This window comes from Bacteroides acidifaciens (assembly GCF_024623065.1).
Lineage (GTDB): Bacteria > Bacteroidota > Bacteroidia > Bacteroidales > Bacteroidaceae > Bacteroides > Bacteroides acidifaciens.
In genome coordinates this window covers 59,383-79,339 of sequence record NZ_JANJZR010000009.1, presented here as the reverse complement: position 1 = coordinate 79,339, position 19,957 = coordinate 59,383, and the positions used below count along the sequence as shown (strand labels likewise).

Annotated in this window: 17 protein-coding genes and 1 pseudogene; 9 read left to right on the top strand and 9 right to left on the bottom strand. The window is 43.7% G+C overall.

The features are described from left to right. Positions 1-210 precede the first annotated feature (210 nt). The 4 genes from NSB03_RS04455 to NSB03_RS04440 are packed head-to-tail and all read left to right on the top strand — an operon-like array spanning position 211 to position 3,426. Positions 211-825: an IMPACT family protein gene (locus NSB03_RS04455; protein WP_024988090.1), complete on the top strand. Its 615-nt coding sequence runs from the start codon at positions 211-213 to the stop codon at positions 823-825. A gap of 49 nt (positions 826-874) precedes the next feature. Then, complete coding sequence (locus NSB03_RS04450) at positions 875-1,699, top strand: C39 family peptidase (protein ID WP_024988091.1); 825 nt, start codon at positions 875-877, stop codon at positions 1,697-1,699. A 50-nt stretch (positions 1,700-1,749) separates the two neighbouring features. Then, on the top strand, positions 1,750-2,835 hold the full coding sequence (locus NSB03_RS04445; protein WP_024988092.1) for an HpaII family restriction endonuclease: 1,086 nt from the start codon (positions 1,750-1,752) through the stop codon (positions 2,833-2,835). Positions 2,836-2,856: 21 nt separating this feature from the next. Beyond that, positions 2,857-3,426: a nitroreductase family protein gene (locus tag NSB03_RS04440; protein ID WP_024988093.1), complete on the top strand. Its 570-nt coding sequence runs from the start codon at positions 2,857-2,859 to the stop codon at positions 3,424-3,426. A gap of 151 nt (positions 3,427-3,577) precedes the next feature. On the opposite strand, the gene gcvP is transcribed toward NSB03_RS04440, so the two are convergent. The 4 genes from gcvP to NSB03_RS04420 form a co-directional block, all read right to left on the bottom strand. Further along, positions 3,578-6,427, bottom strand: coding sequence for an aminomethyl-transferring glycine dehydrogenase (gene gcvP / locus NSB03_RS04435; RefSeq protein ID WP_257466242.1), 2,850 nt, complete (start codon positions 6,425-6,427; stop codon positions 3,578-3,580). A gap of 23 nt (positions 6,428-6,450) precedes the next feature. Further along, a complete protein-coding gene (locus tag NSB03_RS04430; RefSeq protein WP_024988094.1) occupies positions 6,451-7,089 on the bottom strand; it encodes an MBL fold metallo-hydrolase in 639 nt (212 codons plus the stop codon). A 44-nt stretch (positions 7,090-7,133) separates the two neighbouring features. Next, positions 7,134-7,754 carry a 16S rRNA (guanine(527)-N(7))-methyltransferase RsmG gene (gene rsmG / locus NSB03_RS04425; RefSeq protein ID WP_024988095.1) on the bottom strand — a complete coding sequence of 207 codons (621 nt, stop codon included), beginning with the start codon at positions 7,752-7,754 and terminating at the stop codon, positions 7,134-7,136. A 112-nt stretch (positions 7,755-7,866) separates the two neighbouring features. Further along, positions 7,867-8,718 carry a DUF3298 and DUF4163 domain-containing protein gene (locus tag NSB03_RS04420; RefSeq protein ID WP_024988096.1) on the bottom strand — a complete coding sequence of 284 codons (852 nt, stop codon included), beginning with the start codon at positions 8,716-8,718 and terminating at the stop codon, positions 7,867-7,869. A 752-nt stretch (positions 8,719-9,470) separates the two neighbouring features. Here NSB03_RS04420 and NSB03_RS04415 point away from each other — a divergent pair. The 4 genes from NSB03_RS04415 to NSB03_RS04400 all read left to right on the top strand — a co-directional run bounded on the left by NSB03_RS04415 (position 9,471) and on the right by NSB03_RS04400 (position 14,896). Then, a complete protein-coding gene (locus NSB03_RS04415; RefSeq protein ID WP_257466241.1) occupies positions 9,471-9,869 on the top strand; it encodes an HYC_CC_PP family protein in 399 nt (132 codons plus the stop codon). Between the two features lie 130 nt (positions 9,870-9,999). After that, on the top strand, positions 10,000-12,222 hold the full coding sequence (locus tag NSB03_RS04410) for a TonB-dependent receptor (RefSeq protein WP_024987977.1): 2,223 nt from the start codon (positions 10,000-10,002) through the stop codon (positions 12,220-12,222). Positions 12,223-12,255: 33 nt separating this feature from the next. Beyond that, the gene (locus NSB03_RS04405) at positions 12,256-12,579 is read left to right on the top strand and encodes a heavy-metal-associated domain-containing protein (protein WP_024987978.1); all 324 of its coding nucleotides are present in this window, start codon (positions 12,256-12,258) and stop codon (positions 12,577-12,579) included. Positions 12,580-12,679: 100 nt separating this feature from the next. Beyond that, complete coding sequence (locus tag NSB03_RS04400) at positions 12,680-14,896, top strand: heavy metal translocating P-type ATPase (RefSeq protein WP_257466240.1); 2,217 nt, start codon at positions 12,680-12,682, stop codon at positions 14,894-14,896. A gap of 15 nt (positions 14,897-14,911) precedes the next feature. On the opposite strand, the gene NSB03_RS04395 is transcribed toward NSB03_RS04400, so the two are convergent. Further along, positions 14,912-15,751 (bottom strand): AraC family transcriptional regulator, encoded by an 840-nt coding sequence (locus NSB03_RS04395; RefSeq protein WP_024987979.1) that lies wholly within the window; start codon positions 15,749-15,751, stop codon positions 14,912-14,914. A 66-nt stretch (positions 15,752-15,817) separates the two neighbouring features. Between NSB03_RS04395 and lipB the strand changes: the two genes are divergently transcribed. Further along, a complete protein-coding gene (gene lipB, locus NSB03_RS04390) occupies positions 15,818-16,501 on the top strand; it encodes a lipoyl(octanoyl) transferase LipB (protein WP_024987980.1) in 684 nt (227 codons plus the stop codon). Here the strand turns inward: lipB and NSB03_RS20965 are convergent. The 4 genes and pseudogenes from NSB03_RS20965 to NSB03_RS04375 form a co-directional block, all read right to left on the bottom strand. Then, positions 16,458-16,576, bottom strand: a pseudogene (locus NSB03_RS20965) (PorV/PorQ family protein); the annotation flags it as partial. The gene lipB and the pseudogene NSB03_RS20965 sit on opposite strands and share 44 nt — an antisense overlap. Before the next feature lie 56 nt (positions 16,577-16,632). Further along, entirely contained in the window at positions 16,633-17,391 is a 759-nt protein-coding gene (locus NSB03_RS04385; protein ID WP_024987981.1) for a DUF1460 domain-containing protein, read from the bottom strand. 47 nt (positions 17,392-17,438) lie between these two features. Then, the gene (locus NSB03_RS04380; protein WP_257466239.1) at positions 17,439-19,427 is read right to left on the bottom strand and encodes an OPT family oligopeptide transporter; all 1,989 of its coding nucleotides are present in this window, start codon (positions 19,425-19,427) and stop codon (positions 17,439-17,441) included. A 103-nt stretch (positions 19,428-19,530) separates the two neighbouring features. Then, entirely contained in the window at positions 19,531-19,926 is a 396-nt protein-coding gene (locus NSB03_RS04375) for a DUF1573 domain-containing protein (protein WP_024987982.1), read from the bottom strand. Positions 19,927-19,957: the final 31 nt, after the last annotated feature.

Here is a 19,957-nt window from a genome sequence, read left to right as displayed (position 1 = left end):
GGTCGAACCGTTACAACCATACAGTTGATTGTAGCAGTTCGACCGCCCGTTTATAATAGAATAACCGTTCGTTCGCAGTAAAGCGACTGCTCATTTATTCTGAAATGGTCGCTTGTTTGTATCAGTTCGCCCGTATATAGATGAATGAACTTCACTTAATATTTCCAAATGATAGATTGAATTTTCTCAATAAAGCCGTATCTTTGCGCTATGACTGCTGAAGATACTTATAAAACCATCACAGAACCTTCTGAAGGTATTTATACGGAAAAGCGAAGCAAGTTCATTGCTATTGCCCTTCCTGTGCGTACTATCGACGAGATAAAGGTACATCTTGAAACGTATCAGAAGAAGTATTATGATGCCCGGCATGTATGTTATGCTTATATGTTGGGTGCGGCGCGCAAGGATTTTCGTGCCAATGACAATGGAGAGCCTTCCGGTACGGCCGGTAAGCCTATTCTCGGACAGATTAATTCCAATGAACTGACGGATATTCTGATTATCGTAGTTCGTTATTTCGGGGGAATCAAGTTAGGAACCAGCGGATTGATTGTAGCTTATAAAGCTGCTGCTGCCGAAGCTATCGCTGCTGCTACGATTATAGAGAAAACGGTAGATGATGATGTGACAGTCATGTTCGAGTATCCTTTTATGAATGACATCATGCGCATTGTGAAGGAAGAAGAACCGGAGATTCTCAATCAATCGTATGATATGGATTGCAGCATGACACTGCGGATTCGCCGTTCGATGATGCCGAGATTGCGGGCACGACTGGAAAAAGTGGAGACGGCACGAATTCTGGATGATGAAGAGAGTTAGCGTGTAGAAAATAGTCATAGTTGAGACTGAGGGATTAGACTGAATTTGAATGAGAAAGAAAAAATATATATTTTTTATCCTGATTTCGGGCTTCTTTGCATGGAGGAATACTCAGATTTGTGCACAGGAGGCTCAGAAAACTCCGGAGACTTTAGAGACTCGGAAGTTAGCTCCTAATAATATTCCTGTTCCCTGGTATTCTCAGAAAATCACGGGATGCCCTTATTCGCATTGTTCCCTGGCTTCCTCATTAATGGTGTTCGACTATTTTAAGGGAATGACGACCGACAAACAACGGTCGGCCCAGGATGCTGAAAAGAAACTGGTGGAATATCAACGGAATTACTTTCTGAAAAAGCATGCTCCTTTTCGTCGTCGTACTTCGATAGGGCAGGGTGGCTATTATTCTTTTGAGATAGATTCGCTGGCTCGTTATTACGAAAATATGGTAAGTGCCGAGCATTTTCAAAAGAAAGATTATCGGATATTGAAAGATTATATTGACCGTGGGATTCCTATTTTGGTGAATGTGAGATATACAGGCGCAGTTCGCGGCTTGCGTCCCGGGCCGAGGGGACATTGGATGGTACTTCGAGGGATTGATGATAAACACGTGTGGGTGAATGACCCCGGTCGTTCGCCGGAGTTGCGGAATAAAGGAGAAAATATCTGTTATCCTATAAAGAAACAACCGGGTAATCCCTCTTATTTTGATGGATGCTGGACAGGACGTTTTATTGTGGTCACTCCCAAGGAATGGATACACAATTCACTTTTTGCACGGGTAGGCAAATTGCCGCCATTAGAAGAAGTGATGTATGTGGTTCCGCCTTTTATCCCGTCTATGGATTTGCCGCGGGTTATCCGTCAATAGAATCGATGTAATGATAAACATAACTAACAAAATAAAGAAGAACAAGATATATGGCATTTGAAGCAACTAAAAAAGAATGGTGTGAACTTTATACATTCTTCCGCTTGTTGGCAGACGGGAAAGTGGTATTAGGTACGGCAGAGGCAAAAGCTGGAGAAGCGTTCTGGCCTGTTGCAATGATTCAACGGGAAGAGCATGACGGAACGCGTCGGTATTATATCGAAGAAGAGACAATCCGTATCGAAGGGGAAACAGGTGTCAAATCCATGCCTCGTGAAGATTTCGGTATTGTTGCCGGACTGATATTGCAAGCTGTCAAATCTTCTTCGGAGAATGACGTGACTTCACCGGACGGAGTAGAAGAGTTTCTGGATGAAGCGGGCATTTTTGATTTGGAGGCAAAGACGGAAGACCGTACGGACTTTTCTGTGGCTTTTTGGCATCCGGAAGCACCGTTGAGAGGGTTCAATGTCCGTTCAAGACTGAGCGCTATGAATCCGTTGCTGGACGGTGGACGTGCAGCGAATCTTAAACTGGAACAGAGTGGAATTAAATTTGCTACTCCAACGGTGAATAAGATTAATGCTTTGCCCGAGTCTCCCAATGAAGTATCCGAGAGAATGATGATGATTGAACGTTTGGGTGGTGTACTCAAATATTCGGATGTAGCTGATAAGGTATTTCGTAGTAACCTTTTGATGATTGACTTGCATTTCCCGCGTGTATTGGCAGAAATGGTACGTATCATGCATCTGGACGGTGTATCCCGCATTAGTGAACTGACAGAGATTATCAAACAGATAAATCCGTTGAAGATTAAGGATGAGTTGATAAACAAGCATAAGTTCTATGAATTTAAGGTGAAGCAGTTCCTGATGGCATTGGCACTGGGCATGCGTCCTGCAAAGATATATAATGGATTGGATTCGGCAGTAGAAGGAATTTTGCTGGTAGATGGGAGCGGAGACGTACTCTGTTATCATAAATCGGAAAAACAGGCTATGGAAGATTTTCTGTTCTTGAATACCCGTTTGGAGAAAGGCGCTTTGGAGAAGGATAAATACGGATTCCTGGAAAGAGAGAATGGGGTTTATTATTTCAAATTGAATGCAAAGATTGGTTTGGTTAAAAGATAGATTCTAAACATAAGGGATAGTATGAAAACAAATGAGATTTTAGAAAACATCAAGGCACGTCGTAGTGTACGGGCTTATACAAGTCAGCAAGTTTCAGAAGAGGATTTGCAGGCGGTTTTGGAAGCGGCAATTTATGCTCCGAGTGGGATGCATTTGGAGACGTGGCATTTCACGGCTATTCAGAATATAGACAAACTGACGGAACTGAATGAACGCATTAAAGGAGCTTTTGCAAAAAGCGAGGATACCCGTTTGCAGGAACGCGGTCATAGCAAGACTTATTGCTGTTATTACCATGCTCCGACTTTAGTCATTGTCTCTAATGAGCCTACCCAATGGTGGGCGGGGATGGACTGTGCCTGTGCGATAGAGAATATGTTCCTTGCGGCGCAGTCTTTGGGAATCGGTTCTTGTTGGATTAACCAACTCGGAACGACTTGCGATGACTCCGAAGTGCGTGAGTTTATTACTTCATTGGGAGTACCCGAAAATCATAAGGTGTATGGCTGTGTGGCATTGGGATATGTTGACCCCGAAACTCCGATGAAAGAGAAGAAAGTGAAAGCGGGCACGTTGACAATTGTCAAATAGAGAATGCCAGCCAACTTATTATTTTGAAGCGGTGCTTTACGATTCCTAAAGCGGTGCTTTACAACATTTAAAGCGGCGCTTTAGGACTCCTAAAACGCCGCTTTAGCTTTTATAAAACGTCATGCTCTCTGAGCTATCTCAGGGAGATATGTTAATCAAATGTCCCGTAACGAGTCGGTAATAACTTGCGGTCTCCTAACGTATTATCTACGCGTGCCACGTTTATCCAGAATTTGTTCTCACGTACACTCTCTATCGGATAAGCAGCTTTCTCGCGTGTGTATGAATGTTCCCAAAGGTCATTGACCACTTCATATTCGGGGTGCGGAGCATTAATCAATACATTGTCATTCTTATCTGCTTCACCATTCTTCACTTCCTGGATTTCTTTCCAGATATTCAACATGACCTCTACGAAGTTATCCAGTTCGGCAAGGCTTTCGCTTTCCGTAGGCTCAATCATCAATGTACCGTGAACAGGGAAAGAAAGGGTAGGGGCATGATAACCGTAATCCATCAGACGTTTTGCGATGTCATTTTCCGAAATACCTGTTTCTTCGTGTACCTTACGGCATTCCAAAATCATTTCGTGACCTACAAAACCGTTTGCTCCGCAATAGACGATGCCATAAGTGTCTTTCAGACAAGCAGCCAAATAATTGGCATTCAGAATCGCAATTTTGGTAGCCTGTGTCAGGCCTTCCGTACCCATCATGCGGATATATCCGTATGTGATAGGCAGGATACCTGCACTTCCGAACGGAGCGGAAGAAACCTGATTCTGTGCATTGCTGAGGATACCATGTCCGGGCAGGAAAGGAACCAAGTGCTCTGCTACACAGATAGGACCTACTCCAGGGCCACCGCCACCGTGAGGAGAAGCGAATGTTTTGTGAAGATTCAAATGGCAGACATCAGCACCGATAAATCCCGGATTGGTCAGTCCTACTTGTGCGTTCATGTTAGCACCATCCATGTATACTTGTGCGCCACACGCATGAATAATATTGCAGATCTCCTTTATCTCCGTTTCAAAAATACCATGAGTTGAGGGATAGGTAATCATTAATGCGGCTAACTCATCTTTATTTTCTTCGGCTTTGGCACGCAGGTCATCCATATCTACATTTCCCAGCCCATCGCAGGCACAGGTGACGGTTGTAAAACCTGCCTGTATAGCCGACGCAGGATTGGTTCCGTGTGCCGATGCCGGAATCAGAACCTTGTTCCGATGTCCCTGACCGATACTTTCAAGGTAAGTGCGAATCACGCGAAGGCCTGTATATTCTCCCGCAGCACCTGAATTTGGTTGCAGGCTCACTCCTGCGAAACCGGTGATAATCTTCAAATCCTCACTCAGGTTCTTTATCAGTTCGCGGTATCCTTCAGCCTGGTCTTCGGGAACCAGCGGATGCATACCCATAAACTCGGAACAGCTCAAAGGTAACATTTCCGAAGCGGCGTTCAACTTCATTGTACATGAGCCGAGGGAAATCATGGATTGAGCCAGTGAAATATCCTTGCGGTCCAGGCGTTTGATATAACGCATCATTTCCGTTTCTGTATGATACTTGTTGAATACTTCGTGAGTAAGGAAAGGACTTGTACGTTTCAAAGCTTTGTCGATATTGCTTTTCTCCGGAATATCATCTACTTTCTGATAATCTTTTCCGGCAGCGATGGCAAAGATGGAAAGTAATACGTTCACGGCTGCAATATCCGTAGTTTCGTCAATGCTGAACCCTACATCTCCATTCTCAAAATAGCGCAGATTTACCTCTTTACTGAGTGCAATCGTCCGAATCTGCTGTGCCGAAACGTGCTCGGGCAGTTCAAAACGCAATGTATCGAAATATTGTGCGTTTACTTGCGTATATCCGAATTTCTTCAACTGTTTGTCGAGGAATACGGTGATGCTGTGGATACGCGAAGCGATGGCTGAAATACCTTCCTGGCCGTGGTAGACTGCGTAGAAGCCTGCCATTGTAGCTAGCAGGGCTTGTGCCGTGCAGATATTCGATGTTGCTTTTTCCCGTTTGATATGTTGTTCGCGTGTCTGTAAAGCCATACGGTAACAAAGTTTGCCGTATTTATCTTTCGACCATCCGATGATACGTCCTGGCATATTCCGTTTGTATTCGTCCCTTGTGGCGAAGTAAGCAGCGGACGGACCGCCATAGAACATCGGTGTACCCAGGCGTTGGGTTGTTCCGAATACGATATCCGCTCCCCATTCTCCCGGTGGAGTCAATAGGGCAAGGCTCAGAATATCGGCAGCGACAGCTACCTTGCAATCGGCTGTGTGCGCTTTTTCTGTAAATGCGGTATAATCTTCTACGTTTCCGTTGGAATTGGGGTATTGCAGGATGCAGGCGAAGACTTCCGGTGAAGGTTCGAAATCCTTATATTTACCTACACGCAGCTCGATACCTTGCGGCACGGCACGTGTAGTCATGACAGCCAGTGTTTGTGGGAAGACATTTTCGTCAACGAAGACTACGTTTGCGCCCGATTTCTGTTGGGCGCGGGAACGCAGGGCATACATCATGCTGACAGCTTCGGCTGCTGCGGTTCCTTCGTCCAGCAGTGAACAGTTGGCAAGCGGCATGGCAGTAAGGTCGCATATGGCTGTCTGAAAATTCATTAATGCTTCCAGACGTCCTTGCGATACTTCTGTCTGATAAGGAGTGTAGGAAGTGTACCACACCGGGTTCTCGAATACATTCCGTTGGATAACGGCAGGTGTAATCGTATTGTACCAGCCCAGACCGATGTAGGTGGTATACAGTTTGTTCTTACTTGCTAGTGTGGCGATGTGTTTTCCAAATTCGTATTCTGTCAACGGGCTCGACAATGCTAACGGCTCTTTCAGTCGGATATTGGCAGGAATTGTTTTGTCAATAAGTTCGTCCAGTGATGCTACTCCAATTTTGCGGAGCATCACGGCTGTGTCTTGTTCATTGATGCCGATGTGACGGCTAGCTAACAAATCGGTTTTCATATTGATAAAGGGATTTTATTGTTTTATCTGAAAAATGGGTTTTCTGCTTTTTCCATCCCGATGGTCGTGGGGGCGCCATGTCCCGGATAAACGACTGTCTCGTTAGGAAGGATAAAAAGACGGCTGCAAATATGCTCTATCAGTTCGTCGAAATTGCCGCCTGTAAGGTCGGCCCGACCGATGCTGCCTTGAAACAGGACGTCGCCTGAGAACATACAGTTGTCTTCTTTGCAATAGTACACCAAGCTGCCGGGCGAGTGACCGGGTACATGGATTGCTTCCAGTTGGGTATGTCCGAAAGTGATAATATCACCGTCATGCAGGTATTTTCCCAGCGGTACGGGTGCTTCCTGCAACTGGAAACCAAACATTCGGCTTTGTTTCGGTGCTTCGTCAATCCAATACTCGTCCGCTTTATTCGCCTCTGCCGACAAACCGAACTCTTTGAGCATGAATGGATTCCCGAAGATATGATCCAAATGTAAGTGAGTATTCAGAAGATGCTTCACATTCAGTCCATTGGTGAGGATGAACTTCTTTAGTGCTTGTTTCTCTTCTTCATAGAAACAGCCCGGATCAATGACGACTGCTTCTTTTGTTTCGTCCCATAACACGTAGCAATTTACGGGGAACATATTAAATTCAAACCTTTTTATTTTCATGGTTCTTTTCTATGATTAATCTTATTCAGAACAACTAATAGTCTTTAAATAGGGACATATACCACTTTTTTTGTTTCAAAGAACTCCTCCTCGAAGTTGTCGCTCAGGCTGTGAATCATTGTCTTATGCTTGAACGGCATCGTTTCGTGCTCCAGTTCACCGCCCTTGAGACAGATAAGCCCATTGGGCAATGCATTCTGCTGTTTGGAAGATATATTCTTTTTGATAATCTTAATCAAATCCGCCAGAGGCATAACGGCACGGCTGACAACGAAGTCGAACGTGCGTTTTTCCTCTTCTGCACGGGCATGGCGGAAAGTGACGTTTTTCAGTCCGATGGCATTAGCCACTTCTGTCGCTACACGTACTTTTTTACCGATGCTGTCCACAAGATGAAACTTTATTTCGGGAAATAATATTGCCAAAGGAATGCCGGGGAAACCGCCTCCTGTTCCTAAGTCCATGATACTGGTTCCGGGACGGAACTGGATGACTTTGGCAATGCCTAATGAATGGAGCACATGGTGCTCATACAAGTTCTCGATGTCCTTGCGTGAGATAACGTTGATTTTCGAATTCCAGTCGATGTAAAGGTCATATAGAGCAGCAAATTGTTTGCGTTGCTCTTCTGTCAGCTCAGGGAAGTATTTCTCTATGATTTCCACTTTTATCAATTACAAATTACTGATTAGAAATTATATGAAATGAATATCCGCCTATATAGCTATCTGTATAGTCACAACAAGATATTCATTGGGTTTCGTTCTTTTATGAAGTTTAATCTTTCAGTTCTCCCAAAATCGGGTTGCTGCCGAGAAGATGTTCCATCATTGGGAATGGGATTGTCACCTTTACCGGTCCCATGGAATAGGGAGTAATGTCATATACATTATAATAGAAGGTAATGCCTTCTTTACTCAGATAAAAATTCTCGGTCGGATTGATGTCACCGGTCGAAGCATATCCCATATCTTCCAGAGCTTCGTGAGTCGTCACTTTGTTGTCAGCCATGAGCTGGTTCCAAATGAGGTCAGTCAGCGGGTCTTTGTAATCTCCGATGAAAATGTCGTCAAGACGGAGCGGACGCATCAGCGTAAGATCCATATTCAGATAAGTCGTCATATAGATGCCATGTGCACCACCGGTATATTCATTGTAGTCGATGCGATATACAAGCAGGTCTTTCTCATATAGTTGCACGTGGCTTTCAATACCTTTGTAATAAGAATACCAGGCACCGATGGATGCTTCGTCTTCCTTATCTTTCTCATCTTCTGTGTACATCGGTTCCAAGTCGCGGCGATATTCACTGATATAATTTTCCGTATATTGTTTTATGACCTCTTCCGGTTTTTCCCCGATGTACTTATCGCCGAAGCAGGCGGAAATGAAATAAGTATTCAGGCTGTCTTTCAGCATATCATCCGATGACTTGACGGGATAAGCGAAATTGATAATTATATTACAAGCCGGTTTGGCTGTATCGTTAAAGAGGTGTGCCGTCTCATTCACCTGAATACTGTCGAACTGCAACGCACCTGTTTTTTTGTTCATCTTGTCATGACAAGAAAACAAAAATCCGCTTACCGAAAGTATAATTGCAAGCAGGCTGACATATTGTTTTTTCATACTCGTTTTTTCTATAAATTACATATTTACTATCTCATTCACTATTGACAAATATAGATGAAATTCACGAACCGGACTAATAAATACAGAAAAATATTCAGGTATTTCTAAAAGAAGAAAGCAAGAGGTGGATTCTGAATTGTAACATATATGACATTATGCTTATTTTTTTGTGAATAATAAGAGCCTGTTTAAATTCTCTTCAGTCATAATATTATAGCTCTTACCCCAGCTTTTCTTGTCGCGTCCGTCTGTAGTTGGCGGAAGGGGTATTAACAGTTGCGCTCTTGGCTATTAATAGAAAACTTCCCGCCCATTAAGTATAAAGTTCCTTCGGACAGGAAGGAAACTTTCTTTTCATTCGATGCAAACTATAAACGCAAGCTTTGATTATATAATTGCAAGCTTCGTTTTTATAATCAAAGCCTTTGTTTTTATAAACGAAGCTTTCGTTTATAGATTACAATTAACGAAGAATAAGTTTACATGCTGATAATAAGAAGTTTACAATTAATGAAAGAGAACTTTTCTATTAATGAATGAAAAGTGGGTTATTAAGAGCCTGCTCCGAGTTTTGCCCGACACAGTTTTGAGAGTTGCATTCGAGTATATTTTCTGTTGTTGTGAGGAGCATGACGGAGACTATGTGACGAATAAAAACAGGTCGGTAAAGCCTATCTAACATAATCTCAGGAAAATTTAAACAGGCTCTAATATTTAATTTGTTTTTATTCTTATCTTTGCCCCTTGATATGAAAAAGTTAGCTTACATAACAGCGTTGATTCTTTCCCTCTTGATTATCTATTCGGGAGCAGGAGTATCTATTATGCACTATTGCTGTGCCCGTTGCGAAACGGCGCAAGGCTGTTGTGACACAGGCTGTCCGAAATGTAAGAAAACACATACTTGCGACTCTAAGAAGGATTGCAAAGCAAAAGGTTGTACGGCTACTATCTATAAGCTGGACTTGATGAAACATACTACTGAGTTGAAAGTTTTACCTCAAGCAGTTGACCTCTTCTATGCGCAGTTCTGTTATTTGCTGACTTATACATATTCAGATAAACCAATAGAGTATGATACTCCTACTTCACCGCCACCTCTCTGCTCGAGACAGAAGCTGGCGCTATATGCCACCTATCTAATTTAGCCACTATCTCTTTCTTTTTTAGGACTTTGCTTTCTGATGAATTAAAGCTGGAAGGTGAGGTGAGATTGAATGCAACCAAGTTGCATGAAAAATGAACTAATTTTGTATCTCGAAAGAAAGTTTAGAAAGAATGAAATATATGATAGTAGGACTGTTCCTGTTGTTTGCAAGCAATATGCAGGCACAAGTATACGGAACGGTAAAAGATAGTACCGGGGAAGTTGTTCCCGGAGCAAACGTGTTCTGGATGAATACAGGACAAGGCGTGACTACTAAGGAAGACGGAAGTTTTTCTATCAGTAAACCTTCCAAAAGCCATATGCTGATAGTCAGTTTTATCGGTTTTCAGAACGATACAATTCATGTGAATGGTAAGAATCAGAAACTGGATATTGTACTTCGTGATGGGGTTGAGTTGAATGAAGTAAATGTAGTCAGTCGCCGATTGGGTACAATGAAACTGCGTAGCAGCGTGATGAATGAAGATATGATAAGTAGTGCTGAATTGAGCAGAGCCGCTTGTTGTAACTTGGGAGAAAGTTTTGTGACAAATCCTTCAGTCGATGTGAGCTATTCCGATGCGGCAACAGGAGCCAGGCAAATCAAATTGTTGGGATTGTCCGGCACTTATGTGCAGATGCTGACGGAGAACATTCCAAACTATCGCGGGGCTGCTTCTCCTTATGGTTTAGGTTATGTCCCAGGTCCATGGATGCAGAGCATACAGGTATCTAAAGGAACCTCTTCCGTGAAGAACGGTTATGAAGCCATTACAGGGCAGATTAACGTTGAGTTCAAGAAACCCCAATTGCCGGAAGCAGACTGGGTATCTGCTAATCTTTTCGCAAGCACCACCAGTCGTTATGAAGCCAATGCGGATGCTACGCTGAAAATCTCCAAACGCTGGAGTACTTCTCTGCTGGCGCATTATGAAAACGAGACAAAAGCCCACGATGGCAATGATGACGGATTTATAGATATTCCGCAGGTAGAGCAATACAACGTGTGGAACCGGTGGGCGTATATGGGCGACCATTATGTTTTCCAGGCAGGTATCAAAGCACTTTCCGAAACACGTACCAGCGGACAAGCCAGTCATGGTGGAATGCATTTTGACAACCCTTATAAAGTGAACATTGATACAGAACGTTATGAGTTCTTCACCAAAAATGCTTATATATTTAATAAGGAGAAGAATACAAACCTAGCTTTGATTCTTTCTGCCTCTTTGCATAATCAGGACGCCAGCTACGGACAGAAACTTTATAATGTAGACCAAACCAATGTTTACGCTTCATTGATGTTTGAAACGGAGTTTAATAAGCAGAACGGTTTCTCTGTCGGACTAAGTTTTAATTACGATGCTTACAACCAACATTACCGTTTGGAAGATAATGCAGATAAAGTCGCTCTCAAAGCTTTTGAGAAAGAAGCCGTCCCTGGTGCTTATGTGCAGTATACCTTGAATCTGAACGAACAATGGATGTTTATGGCAGGACTTCGCGGAGATTACAGTAATGAACATGGATTCTTTGTAACTCCTCGTGCGCATCTCAAATACAATCCGAATGAATATGTGAACTTCCGTCTCTCTGCCGGAAAAGGCTACCGGACAAATCATGTATTGGCGGAAAATAACTATCTGTTTTCCAGCAGCCGTAAAGTAGAGATTGCGAAGAATCTGGATATGGAAGAAGCATGGAACTATGGTGCAAGTGTATCTACCTACATTCCGATAGTCGGCAAAACACTGAATATAAATGCTGAATACTACTATACGGACTTTCTGAAACAAGTCGTTTTAGATATGGACAGTAATCCCCATGGAGTATCCTTCTACAACCTTGACGGGCGTTCATACTCGCATGTATTCCAAGTGGAAGCCAGCTATCCGTTCTTCAAAGGATTCACCTTGACAGGCGCTTACCGCTTGACGGATGCGCAAACTACCTACAAAGGCCAACGAATGGAAAAACCTCTGACCAGTAAATACAAAGGATTACTGACTGCATCTTACCAAACTCCGTTGGGAATATGGCAATTTGACGCAACGCTGCAATTGAATGGTGGCGGCAGAATGCCTGCTCCTTATGAACTTGAGGACGGACAACTCTCATGGAACCGCCGTTATGGTAGCTTTGAACAACTCAGCTTGCAAGTGACCCGCTATTTCCGTCGTTGGTCTATTTACGTAGGTGGCGAGAATCTGACAAACTTCAAGCAGAAGAACCCGATTATCGATGCGGCAAATCCTTGGGGAGATAATTTTGATTCCACGATGATATGGGGGCCGATGCACGGTGCGAAAGCATATATCGGATTGCGTTTCAATCTGGCTAGAAACAGTGAATAAAAAGAATACATGATATTTAAACAGATAAGAAAAATGAGAACAAAAAGATGGATGGCCACTTGCGTGGTGGCTCTTTTGAGTGTAGTTGCCGTAATGGCAAAGGATATTCGTGTGGTAGTATTCAGAGTGACTCAGATGCACTGCGAAAAATGTGAAAAGAAGGTGAAGGACAACATGCGTTTTGAGAAAGGTCTGAAAGATATTTCCACTGTTGTGAAAGACCGGATGGTTACTATCACATACGATGCTGAAAAGACAAATGTGAAGAACTTGCAGGCGGGATTTAATAAATTCAATTATGAAGCCGAATTTGTGAAAGAAACGAAGAAAGACGATAAGAAAGCGGATAAGAAGTAATTGAACAAATATTCATATTAGCTTGTTTCTATAAATCAACGATGGCCTTTCTTCACACCTCTTCTGAGGAAGGGGAAAGGCCAAAAAATGATAATTATATATGGGGAATATAGTGAAAAAAGCATTTCCCGTGCTCAATATGCATTGTGCGGGCTGTGCTAATAATGTTGAAAAAACAGTAAGGAAATTGTCGGGAGTCACTGAGGCTTCCGTTAATTTTGCCACTAATACATTGACTGTTTCTTATGAGAAGGACAAGTTGACTCCCGGAGAAATCCATGCGGCAGTGCTTGCTGCGGGTTACGACCTGATTGTGGAGGAAACTCATAAAGAAGAGCGTCAGGAAGAAGAGCAGCATAAACGCTACGTTCGCTTGAAACGGAAAGTGATTGGTGCATGGATTTTGGTAGTGCCGCTGCTGATATTCTCTATGGTATTGATGCATATGCCATATTCTAACGAAATTCAGATGGTGTTTGCCATCCCTGTCATGGTCTTTTTCGGTGGTGGTTTCTTTACCGGAGCCTGGAAGCAAGCAAAGATGGGACGAAGCAATATGGACACTTTGGTTGCGTTGAGTACTTCCATCGCTTTTCTGTTCAGCTTGTTTAATACTTTCTTTCCTGAATTCTGGTATGCTCGTGGATTAGAATCACACGTCTATTACGAAGCTTCTGCGGTAATTATTGCTTTCGTGTTGACTGGCAAGCTGATGGAAGAACGCGCGAAAGGAAATACTTCCAACGCTATCCGCAAGTTGATGGGTATGCAGCCTAAAGTAGCCCGCGTGTTGCGCAACGGAGTAGAAGAAGAGATTCTGATTGAGCAACTGCAAGTCGGTGATTTGGTTGTTGTCCGTCCAGGAGAGCAGATTCCCGTGGATGGTAAGCTTTCTGAAGGTGACTCCTATGTCGACGAAAGTATGATAAGCGGTGAGCCTATTCCAGTAGAAAAGAAGATAGGCGATAAAGTACTGGCGGGAACTATCAACCAACGCGGCTCGTTTATCATTAGCGCAACTCAAGTCGGCAGTGAGACTGTATTGGCACACATCATTCACACGGTGCAGGAAGCACAAGGCAGCAAAGCCCCCGTACAGCGTATTGTCGACCGCATAACTGGAATTTTCGTACCTGTTGTGCTGGGCATTGCTATCCTTACGTTTATCTTATGGGTAGTCATTGGCGGCGGTGAATACATATCTTATGGTATACTGTCTGCTGTTTCTGTTCTTGTTATCGCTTGTCCGTGTGCCTTAGGGCTTGCCACACCTACTGCCTTGATGGTGGGAATCGGCAAAGCTGCCAGTCTGCATATTCTGATAAAGGACGCTGTTGCTTTGGAACAAATGCGTAAGGTGGATGTTGTTGTATTGGATAAGACCGGGACATTGACAGAAGGGCATCCCACAGCCACCGGATGGTTATGGGCACAGTCTCAGGAACCGCATTATAAAGATGTACTTTTGGCTGCGGAAATGAAATCGGAGCATCCGCTTGCCGGTGCCATAGTCGCTGCGCTTCAGAACGAGGAAAGGATACAGCCCGCTAAACTGGACAGCTTTGAAAGTATCACAGGAAAAGGCATTAAAGTCTTCTATCAAGGGAAAGTATATTGGGTAGGCAGTCACAAACTATTAAGGGATTTCAGTGCCACGATGAATGATGTAATGGCCGATATGCTGGTCCGTTATGAATCGGACGGAAACGGGATTATTTACTTTGGTTGCGAAAGTGAACTGTTGGCTATTATTGCAGTCTCCGACCCGATAAAAGCAACTTCTGCCGAAGCGGTGAAAGAACTGAAACGCCAGGGCATTGACATATGTATGCTGACCGGCGACGGGCAACGGACGGCTTTGGCCGTTGTTTCTCATTTGGGAATCGAACGTTTTGTAGCTGATGCTCTTCCCGCCGATAAAGCCGATTTTGTTCAAGAGTTGCAATTGCAGGGAAAGAAAGTCGCCATGGTAGGGGATGGCATCAATGATTCGCAAGCCTTGGCATTGGCGGACGTCAGTATTGCTATGGGGAAAGGAACGGATATTGCTATGGATGTTGCTATGGTGACTTTGATGACATCCGACCTCTTGTTGCTTCCTAAAGCATTCCAGTTATCGAGGCAGACGGTCAAACTGATTCATCAAAACCTGTTTTGGGCATTTATTTATAATCTGATAGGTATTCCTATTGCTGCCGGTGTTCTGTTCCCCTTGAATGGTTTATTATTGAATCCGATGCTGGCAAGTGCCGCTATGGCTTTCTCCAGTGTGAGTGTAGTACTTAATTCACTGAGCTTGGGAAGAAGGTACAGGTAATTAATCACAAAAATACTATCTATTTCTGAATTCCAACGGTGTCATTCCTACATATCGTCTGAAATATTTGCCGAAGAAAGAAGCACTTGGAAAGTTTAGTGAATAAGCTATTTCTTGGATAGTCATATTCGTACCCTTCAGTTTGGCTTTAGCATCCATGATGACGATATAGGCAATCGTATCCAGTACGCTTTTTCCGGTCACTTGTCTTACGGTAGTACTCAGATGTTGGAGGGATATCCCCAATTGGTCTGCGTAAAACTGTGCCCGACGTTCGTTCTTATAATTTTCGGTGATAGATTGAATCAGTTCCCGGCATATTTCCTTTTTACGGTTTGAACTGCTGTTTTCTCCTGGATAGTTATGGTATATCAGCCGTATGCTTGTCAGTATAGTCTGAAGTGCCAATTCTACCAACTCAGGATCCATCTCGAAGTTTTCGTTGCAACTGGCACGTGCTAGCAGAGCGAAATAATCTTTCAGATAACCGGTCACTTCTTCGGTAAGCGGTACAATTGGTTGTTCGATTAGTTTAGGATAAGCATTTCCGATACTTTTCATCAGATTGATTCGTCCGGCACAATGAGCGGAAAAACCAGCGAAGCAGAGACATACTTTTTCTGTTTTTTCGCGGAACTGAATGATGGTGCCCGGCAATAGTGTTATCAAGTCATTGGGACGGATTTCATAATCGAGCAAGTTGATGGATGCTTTCATTGAGCCTTCGGTACATATGGCAACAATACATGCTTGCAACCGGCAAGATTGCTTATAAATATTCAGAATATCTTCTGTGACATTCGTCCATGCTAATATTTCGGTAGGCAAGTCTACCTGTGGAAAGTCCATTTTCATAGTTGTGTTTGTTATATTCGGCCGACAAATGTACATATTTTCTTTTTATTTCTTATCTTTGTTTCTATGAAAACAGTTTTTGTCGATTGGAATTTGATACCGTATGCCGAGGCATGGCAACGGCAGACGGAATGGTTTGACAGCGTTGTCCGAGCAAAAGCTCAGGGCGAAGCCTATGAGAACCGTATTATTATGTGCGAGCATTCTCACGTCTATACTTTGGGACGTAGTGGGAAAGAAAATAATATGTTGCTGAGTGACCAACAGTTGAAAGCGATTGATGCGACTCTTTATCATATCGACAGAGGGGGAGACATCACTTATCACGGCCCCGGACAGTTAGTATGCTATCCTATATTGAATTTGGAAGAGTTCGGGCTTGGGCTGAAAGAATATGTTCATCTGTTGGAAGAAGCAGTGATACATGTGTGCGCATCTTATGGCATTGAAGCTGGAAGATTGGAGAAAGCAACGGGTGTCTGGCTGGAAGGCGATACTCCTCGTGCCCGTAAGATTTGTGCGATAGGAGTGAGGAGCAGCCATTACGTCACTATGCACGGATTGGCTTTGAATGTAAATACGGATTTACGATATTTCAGCTATATTCATCCTTGTGGATTTATAGATAAAGGCGTCACTTCTCTTCGTCAGGAGTTGAAGCACGATGTACCCATGGACGAAGTGAAGCAACGCCTCGAAGAGGAGCTTAGAAAGCTATTCCGACTCCCAACTGCCAAGTGCGGTGCATAAAGCTATTCTTATCCGCCAATGCGTATGAGAAATCTACGCTATGGGCCAGAAGTTGATTCCGCTCCTTGTGCTCCCGCTTAAGACAGGAAATAAGCACGAGGCGAGAAGGAGATATTTAACTCGTCTCATAATCAGTTGTTTTTAATGTGTGACATCCGGATAACACGTATGCCTGTCCACGATTTATTATTGTCGAGCATATGGCTGAGAGGCGTATCACTGACAACCACCTTCCCTAGTGTGGAAGAAGCGTGCAGCAGATGCAACTTTCCATTTTTATATTCTGCTATTCCTACATGAGCAATGTCCAATCCAGGCAACTTCGTTGTGATAGCGATAATGTCTCCGTCCATAATCCACGGCAATCCGTTTTCCGGCAATTGGCTTTTCGGTAGCCAATGTATTGCTTTTCCTGATAAGACTTTCTCATGTTCAATCATCCGTAACACATTTTCCGGCGAATCAGACAATTTCTTGTATTGTTTGGGATGAGTGGACATATATGAAAGGGATAATTTCATTGTAGGCGTGCTATTCTCAGCGGTGACATCTGTAAGGAAACCGTGCCGGACACCGTTATCAATCCAGTCGGACGTATAATGCAATCGCGAAGGGTAACCGTCAATAATACCGTCCCGATACCGTATCTTTTGCAGATTCTCTGCAAAAGATGGACTGAGAGCCTGCGCCAACGTATATTCTACGAAAGTAAGGCAATCTACCGCATCCGTTCGGACGACCAGTTTCTCTTCTCCGTCCCGGTCTAAGGTATTGGCTACATATTTTGTTCCCAAATAAGACTTTCCGATTTGTAACATCGCTGTGGGTGCCGTGAACTCTGCAGAGTCCTGCGGAGCAGGCTCCGCAGACTGTTCCTGTGCAAAAGTCATTACACTGACAAACGATACTATGACGGATAAAAATCTCCCCATACTATTTATTTAACTTTCATTGAAGCTTTGATAAAGTAAAGAATCAACAGGGCATATGCTCCTAATGCTAACACTTCCGACCAGGTATTGTTCAGCCATGCTTCATTCACAAGATTGACTCCTCCGAAACGCATAGCGGCACTGATAACTCCCATCAATGCACCACCGGCAATAAAACCGGAAGCCAGCAGCGTTCCTTTTTCTCCTCTTTCCGTATTCAATGTGGCGTCCTTGCTGCGGGTTGTAACAAACCAGTTTACAGCTCCGCCCACTACCAACGGTACATTCAGTTCCAAAGGAATAAACATACCCAATGCAAAAGCTAATGCAGGAATTTTACAAAGAGTCAGAATAATAGCTAACACAGCGCCGATACCATATAACAACCAAGGTGCGCCTACGCCACTCATCAGCGGTTCGATAACGGCTGCCATCGCATTGGCTTGCGGAGCAGCCAGTGCACCGCTTGTAAATCCGTATGTTTTGTTCAGGATAATCATCACACCGCCTACGGTTGCAGCCGATACGATTGTTCCCAGAAACTTCCATGTTTCTTGTTTGGCAGGAGTGTTTCCCAACCAGTAACCAATCTTTAAGTCGGTAATGAAACCGCCCGCCATTGAAAGCGCTGTACATACCACGCCACCCATAACCAATGCGGCAACCATACCCGAAGGACCTTTCAGACCGACAGCCACCATCACTACGGAAGCTAAGATCAGCGTCATCAACGTCATTCCCGACACAGGATTAGTACCCACGATTGCAATAGCGTTGGCAGCTACCGTGGTGAACAGGAAAGAAATGCCGGCAACTAAAATAATAGCCACCAATGTATGCAATAAATTACCCTGCATTACGTCAAAGTAGAAGAACAGTACAATTAATATCAGTGTGATGATAGAGCCTATTGCGATAATCTTCATCGAAAGATCGCGTTGTGTACGTATAATAGTCTTTTCAACATTACCCTTACCGCCCATTTCCTTGGCTGCCAGTCCGACGGCACTTTTGATAATTCCCCAGGAGCGGATAATACCAATCACTCCCGCCATGGCGATACCGCCAATACCAATACTCTTCGCATAATATTTGAAAATATCCTCCGGACTCATCATCCCTACGGTAGCCGTAATCTCTGGATTCCATGCGTTTAGCACGCTGTCTCCCCAGATAGCGGACATTCCCGGAATGATAATCCACCATACCGCCAATGAACCGGCACAAATGATGGAAGCATATTTCAATCCTACAATATATCCCAGACCCAGTACGGCAGCACCCGTATTCACTTTAAATACTAGTTTGGCTTTTTCTGCCAGCATCTCTCCGGTACTGCATACACGGGTCGTGAAGTTCTCGTTCCACCATCCGAACGTAGCTACAATGAAGTCATACAAACCACCAATCATACCTGCCATCAACAACGGCTTGGCTTGGCTGCCGCCTTTCTCACCGGAGATTAACACCTGTGTGGTAGCAGTTGCTTCCGGGAAAGGATATTTGCCGTGCATGTCGCTGACGAAATATTTCCGGAAAGGAATCAGGAACAGAATGCCCAATACGCCACCCAGCAAAGAACTGATGAATACTTGCATAAAGGTAACTGTCATTTCAGGATATTTGGCTTGAAGAATATAAAGAGCGGGCAACGTAAAGATAGCTCCGGCTACAATTACTCCCGAACAAGCTCCAATAGACTGGATAATAACGTTTTCTCCCAATGCATTCTTTCTTTTTGCTGCCCCTGAAACTCCTACCGCGATAATCGCAATCGGAATAGCAGCTTCAAATACTTGCCCCACTTTCAAGCCCAGATAGGCAGCGGCAGCCGAGAAAAGGATTGCCATGGCGATACCCCAGGCTACTGACCAGAAATTAACTTCCGGATAATTTTTCGAGGAACTCATCAATGGGTTGTAGACTTCCCCTGGTTTCAACTCTCTGAACGCATTCTCGGGCAACCCGGTGAATTTGTCTTCTTCTTGTTTCATAGTTTTATAATTTGCTAATATGTCAATTTACATTTCCGTCCTCAAAGTAAACAAAAAAAAAGGAGAACCGAAAGATTCTCCTTTATGTAATGCCTATTTTTTCTTATTTGGCGTCTTTTGCTGCCATATCGCCCTCAATATATAACCTTACCATCTCTGTCTTGGCATTGGTACGCAGGGTAATCGACTTTTTGAAGTGTCCCGGATATTTACCTGTTCCGTTGTAAGTCACCTTAATCGTGCCTTTTTTGCCCGGCATGATAGGTTCTTTTGTATATTCGGGTACGGTGCATCCGCAAGAAGCTACTGCCTGATGGATGACCAAAGGAGCATCACCAATATTAGTGAAAGTAAACGTACAACTAACCACCGGGCTTTTTTCTGAGAACTTGCCGAAATCGTGAGTTGTTTTGTCAAACTTGATGTCTGCATTTGTCTGTGCAAATGCAAAACTTATACCCATAACTAATAAGGTCATTAAAAAAAGTATCTTTTTCATTTTTCCTTCTCTTTTTGATTACAAGTGCCAA

Coding starts and splice junctions, on each gene's coding strand:
- NSB03_RS04455 (WP_024988090.1), top strand. CDS start 211: ATGACTGCTGAAGATACTTATAAAACCATCACAGAACCTTCTGAAGGT.
- NSB03_RS04450 (WP_024988091.1), top strand. CDS start 875: ATGAGAAAGAAAAAATATATATTTTTTATCCTGATTTCGGGCTTCTTT.
- NSB03_RS04445 (WP_024988092.1), top strand. CDS start 1,750: ATGGCATTTGAAGCAACTAAAAAAGAATGGTGTGAACTTTATACATTC.
- NSB03_RS04440 (WP_024988093.1), top strand. CDS start 2,857: ATGAAAACAAATGAGATTTTAGAAAACATCAAGGCACGTCGTAGTGTA.
- gcvP (WP_257466242.1), bottom strand. CDS start 6,427: ATGAAAACCGATTTGTTAGCTAGCCGTCACATCGGCATCAATGAACAA.
- NSB03_RS04430 (WP_024988094.1), bottom strand. CDS start 7,089: ATGAAAATAAAAAGGTTTGAATTTAATATGTTCCCCGTAAATTGCTAC.
- NSB03_RS04420 (WP_024988096.1), bottom strand. CDS start 8,718: ATGAAAAAACAATATGTCAGCCTGCTTGCAATTATACTTTCGGTAAGC.
- NSB03_RS04415 (WP_257466241.1), top strand. CDS start 9,471: ATGAAAAAGTTAGCTTACATAACAGCGTTGATTCTTTCCCTCTTGATT.
- NSB03_RS04410 (WP_024987977.1), top strand. CDS start 10,000: ATGAAATATATGATAGTAGGACTGTTCCTGTTGTTTGCAAGCAATATG.
- NSB03_RS04405 (WP_024987978.1), top strand. CDS start 12,256: ATGAGAACAAAAAGATGGATGGCCACTTGCGTGGTGGCTCTTTTGAGT.
- NSB03_RS04400 (WP_257466240.1), top strand. CDS start 12,680: ATGGGGAATATAGTGAAAAAAGCATTTCCCGTGCTCAATATGCATTGT.
- NSB03_RS04395 (WP_024987979.1), bottom strand. CDS start 15,751: ATGAAAATGGACTTTCCACAGGTAGACTTGCCTACCGAAATATTAGCA.
- lipB (WP_024987980.1), top strand. CDS start 15,818: ATGAAAACAGTTTTTGTCGATTGGAATTTGATACCGTATGCCGAGGCA.
- NSB03_RS04385 (WP_024987981.1), bottom strand. CDS start 17,391: ATGACTTTTGCACAGGAACAGTCTGCGGAGCCTGCTCCGCAGGACTCT.
- NSB03_RS04380 (WP_257466239.1), bottom strand. CDS start 19,427: ATGAAACAAGAAGAAGACAAATTCACCGGGTTGCCCGAGAATGCGTTC.
- NSB03_RS04375 (WP_024987982.1), bottom strand. CDS start 19,926: ATGAAAAAGATACTTTTTTTAATGACCTTATTAGTTATGGGTATAAGT.